The following is a 3,189-nucleotide window of genomic DNA, read 5'->3' as shown; positions in this document are numbered from 1 at the left end:
CGGGTCGATCACGAAGCGCGCCGTCGGCTGGGCGATCGGGCAGCTGCGTCGTGAACACGCCACGGTTCATGGCTTGGCTCGGCAGCTGGGGACGTCGTGGAAGACGGTGTGGCGCGCGGTCGAACCCGAGCTGGTGCGGCTCGCCGCCGACGAAGCCCGGTTCGAGGGTGTCACGACGCTTGGCGTCGATGAGCATGTCTGGCATCACGTCGACCCGCGCAAACGGGGCCCGAAGGAGCTGACCGGGATGGTCGACCTGAGCCGCGATAGTGCGGGAAAGACGCGGTCCAGGCTGCTGGATCTGGTGCCGGGCAGGTCCGGGAAGGCGTATGCGTCCTGGCTCGCAGACCGCGGCGACACCTTCCGCAAGAACGTGCGGGTGGCAGCTCTCGATCCGTTCGCCGGCTACAAGACCGCGATCAACGACAAGCTCGAGGACGCCACAGCGGTGCTCGACGCGTTCCACGTCGTCAAGCTCGGCACCGCCGCGGTCGACGAGGTCCGCCGTCGGGTGCAACAGGACACCCTCGGGCATCGGGGCCGGAAGGGCGATCCGCTCTACGGGATCCAGACCATCCTCCGCGCCGGAGCGGAGAACCTCACTGACAAGCAGCGAGTCAGGCTGACCACCGCGATCGAGGCCGACCCCGCGCACGACGAGGTGTTCGTCGCGTGGCAGTGCGCACAGCAGCTGCGCTCCGCCTACCACACGAAGGACCTCGCCGAAGGGCAGCGGATCGCCGAGAAGGTCGTCGACACGTTTCACACCTGCCCGATCCCCGAGATAGCCCGCCTCGGCCGGACGTTGCTCCGCTGGCGCTCAGCATTCCTGGCGTACTTCACGACCGGGCGATCATCGAACGGGGGCACCGAAGCGGTGAACGGGATCATCGAGCTCCACCGACGCCTCGCTCGCGGCTACCGCAACCGAGACAACTACCGGCTCCGGATGCTCCTCGCCGCCGGCGGACTCACCCAATGACCCCCACCGGATGTCCGAAGAGCCCGTTTGACGCCCATCGAGTTCGAGACCATCATGAACACGACCGTCGCACTGGCGGCGTGACTACAACCTGTCACCTATTCGTGCAGCAGTCCCGACAACCCAGGCACTACCGTGACGATCATCACCACGCAGTGACATGAGATGAATGTATGAAATTCGAGACCTGCTTTTATTTGGATCACCCGGCTTCAGCCGATCTCATCATGGCCTTTGCTGCGACCTTCGACGGTCGGCTGAATAAGATGTTGATCACTGATGCGCATTTGAAGACGCGCACCTGGGCCCCAAAACAGGAAAGAATTGCGCAAGCGCTGACTGCTGAGGATCCCCCGGTCAACATTATGTTGTTTGAGAAGGGGAAGGATGAAAGCAGCGGCGACAGTTGCTACCTCCAAATGACGCGCTGGCCAAGCGTATCTAGCGGGGATGATGTATTCTCGCTGGTTGTAGGAGCGCCAACCCAAGACGAAAAGGTGCTCGTTACGGAGTGGTGGCACCTGGCTTCTGATGCGGGGCTGAGGTCCGGAAATGGCTACCTTCAGGGAACTCCCAGCTATGATATTCTCTACGGAATGCAGGGGGCTCCCAGCCCCCGTGAACCCAACGATGTCTGGCGCAGCTTCAGCGACACGCGTCAGCGTTATTTGAAGGATCCCACCAGCTTTCACCCTGTGGTGCAGGGAAAAATGCTGCGCAATGTTCTGCGGTACAACTTCATGCCCTCGTCGCTGGCGGATACCGTGGCAGAGGTGCTGAAACAGGCAGGGCTGCCTGCGGATGGATTTTCGGCCTATCCGAAGGACCGGGTGGTGTGGTCGGTTCCGGACCCGGATGCGCAGCGCGCCGCGCATGATGTTCTGTTCCAGAAGGGTCTGGTCTGGGAACCGGTGTGGATAGATCTCGCGGCCTATCGTTCGCGCTGAACAGCCGCGCGCGCCCCGAACGAAGGCTTCATCCGTCCCACAGAACCACAGCTGGGAGCGCCAGACCCGCGAGCTGCTGGCACAGGGCTATCGCGTCATCACCTACGACCGCCGTGGGTTCGGCGGATCGTCGAAGGTCAACACCGGCTACGACTACGACACCTTCGCCGCCGACCTCCACACGGTGCTGGAGACACTCGACCTGCGCGACGTCGTTCTCGTCGGCTTCTCGATGGGAACGGGAGAGCTCGCCCGCTACGTCGCCCGCTACGGCCACGAGCGCGTGGCGAAGCTCGCCTTCCTCGCCTCGCTCGAACCGTTCCTCGTGCAGCGCGACGACAACCCCGAGGGTGTTCCGCAGGAGGTCTTCGACGGCATCGCGGCTGCCGGCAAGGGCGACCGCTTCGCGTGGTTCACCGACTTCTACAAGAACTTCTACAACCTCGACGAGAACCTCGGATCGCGCATCAGCGAGCAGGCCGTCACCGGCAGCTGGAATGTGGCCATCGGCAGTGCCCCCGTGGCCGCCTACGCGGTCGTGCCGGCATGGATCGAGGACTTCCGCTCCGACGTGGAGGCCGTGCGCGCCGCCGGCAAGCCCACGCTGATCCTGCACGGCACGAAGGACAACATCCTCCCGATCGACGCGACCGCCCGCCGGTTCCACCAGGCGGTGCCGGAGGCCGACTACGTCGAGGTCGAGGGAGCTCCGCACGGTCTGCTGTGGACCCACGCCGACGAGGTCAACTCCGCACTGAAGACCTTCCTCGCGAAGTAGGTCCTCCGCGCCGCATCCGCCGCCGTCGCCCTTCCGGTCGCTCGAGATCCTCGACAGCGACGGAGAGTGCGACGGGGGCGATGTGCGATCAGGCCGACGCCGGCAGTGCCTCAGCCGCGCATGGCGACACCGCGACGCCAGTAGCCCATGAAGGCCACCTGACCACGATCGATGCCCAGGTCCTTGACCAGGTGGCGACGGAGCGTGGTGACCACGCCGCTCTCCCCCGCGATCCAGAAGTAGCGCTCGACCGGAGCATCAGCCGCGGCGATCTCCTCGCCGAGCCCGGAGTAGTCCGGCGTCTCCCACAGCAGGTCCTCGCCGTCGATGTCCTTCACCCGGATCTCGTCCGTGGCCCAGAGAACCCACGAAGAGAATGACCACCTGACGGAGCGTACCCGAAAAGCCCTTATCGTCCGAGTTCAGATAGTATGGATCCATACAATCCGCGGATGAAGAGAGCGATGGTGTGATGAAGGTCG

General features: G+C 64.3%; 3 protein-coding genes and 1 pseudogene. 3 read left to right on the top strand and 1 reads right to left on the bottom strand.

What is annotated here, in order from left to right; translation table 11 throughout:
- The 3 genes and pseudogenes from KZA10_RS10535 to KZA10_RS10525 all read left to right on the top strand — a co-directional run.
- Positions 1-982, top strand: a 982-nt coding sequence (locus KZA10_RS10535; protein ID WP_218682845.1) for an ISL3 family transposase, incomplete at its 5' end; no start/stop codon positions are given.
- A gap of 173 nt (positions 983-1,155) precedes the next feature.
- Entirely contained in the window at positions 1,156-1,929 is a 774-nt protein-coding gene (locus KZA10_RS10530) for a hypothetical protein (RefSeq protein ID WP_218682844.1), read from the top strand.
- Positions 1,930-1,975: 46 nt separating this feature from the next.
- A pseudogene (locus tag KZA10_RS10525) lies at positions 1,976-2,707 on the top strand (alpha/beta fold hydrolase); the annotation flags it as partial.
- Between the two features lie 110 nt (positions 2,708-2,817).
- Here the strand turns inward: KZA10_RS10525 and KZA10_RS10520 are convergent.
- Positions 2,818-3,045: an SIP domain-containing protein gene (locus tag KZA10_RS10520; protein WP_374196577.1), complete on the bottom strand. Its 228-nt coding sequence runs from the start codon at positions 3,043-3,045 to the stop codon at positions 2,818-2,820.
- Positions 3,046-3,189: the final 144 nt, after the last annotated feature.

This window comes from Microbacterium sp. BF1, assembly GCF_019279095.1.
Taxonomy (GTDB): Bacteria; Actinomycetota; Actinomycetes; order Actinomycetales; family Microbacteriaceae; genus Microbacterium; species Microbacterium maritypicum.
The sequence above is the reverse complement of the archived record's forward strand: the minus strand, read 5'-3'. Positions and strand labels throughout refer to the sequence as shown.

Excerpts from the sequence above, each read along its gene's own strand:
- KZA10_RS10530 (WP_218682844.1), top strand. The coding sequence starts at position 1,156 with ATGAAATTCGAGACCTGCTTTTATTTGGATCACCCGGCTTCAGCCGAT.